Annotated in this window: 2 protein-coding genes; one reads left to right on the forward strand and one right to left on the reverse strand. The window is 45.2% G+C overall.

The features are described 5' to 3' along the window. Window positions 1-73: 73 nt before the first annotated feature. Window positions 74-799 (forward strand): efflux transporter transcriptional repressor VdeR, encoded by a 726-nt coding sequence (vdeR, locus tag R7P67_RS25540; RefSeq protein WP_005478460.1) that lies wholly within the window; start codon window positions 74-76, stop codon window positions 797-799. Between the two features lie 72 nt (window positions 800-871). Here the strand turns inward: vdeR and R7P67_RS25545 are convergent. Next, the coding region (locus R7P67_RS25545) for a glycine cleavage T C-terminal barrel domain-containing protein (protein ID WP_318086414.1) at window positions 872-1161 on the reverse strand (290 nt) is incomplete at its 5' end.

Genomic DNA, 1161 nt, shown 5'->3' on the forward strand with positions numbered 1-1161 from the left:
AAATTAATTAGTCAAAGCGTTCGGTTTCTGGTAAAAGTAGGCACGTTGATTAATATTCGGGAAAAATCGAACTATGAATGTAAGAAAGCAAGGCCGACGTAGCGCTGAAGCCGCAGAACAAACTAAGTGTCTGATCCTTAAGGTCGCTGCAGATATGTTTTGTGAGCTGGGTTACGAGCGAGTCTCGCTAAGAAACATCAGCGAAAAGGCGGGTGTATCACATAGTTTGATTCGTCATCACTTCGGCAGCAAAGAGAAAATCTGGCAAGCAGTGAGTGACGCGATGGATGAGTTCCTGCAAAATTATATGGCAGGCCTAATCAACGAAATGCCTGAGAACACCCCATCAAATCGCAAGATTTACCTGTTTATGGTTCGCATGTTGGCGTTTGCACTCGTGAACCCTCATCCAGTGCAAATGATTGCGGACTCAATCCGACAAGATGATAACGCGCTGTTTGACTACTTCTTAAAGTCAAAAGACGAGTTTGCCGAGATTTTCACGAGCATTTTCGCGCAGTACAACAGTGAATTCCCAGAAGCACAATTCGATCAGTGGGAATCAAAATGGCAGATGTTGATCTTTGCACACGGCGCAGTCAGCCTTGCTCCAATGATGCAAGAAACATGGCCAGATATCGCAGACAATCGTGAACAACTGCTGATCAAACACTGGGAATTGTTTAATACGATCATGGCGACGCAATTCAGAATCGCGAAAGAAGATATGATCCACCCTAGCAAGCTTGAAGACATCGTTATCGACATGTGTTGTACCATCGATGAAGCGGTAAACTAAAAAGCCAATAAGCGAAAAGAAGACATAAAAAATGCCGAGCTATTCAGCTCGGCATTTTTGTTTCATTCAGTTTTAACCGCGGTAGTAGCGTTGCGGTACAAACGGCATTTTTTCAACCGTCATCGGTAGCATTTTTCCACGCACTTCTGCGAACAGCTCCGTACCAATCGCAGCAAGATCGGCGCGCACATAACCCATTGATACTGGCTTACCTGCGTTTGGACCGGCTGTACCGCTGGTGACGATACCAATTTTCGCACCATCAGCATCAAACAGCTCAACACCTTCACGAACTGGCGCTTTTGTTTGACCAACAAGGCCAACACGCTTACGTGCAACATCTTTGGTTTCAATCTGCTTTA

The sequence above is a fragment of the Vibrio sp. Vb0937 genome (genome assembly GCF_033338855.1).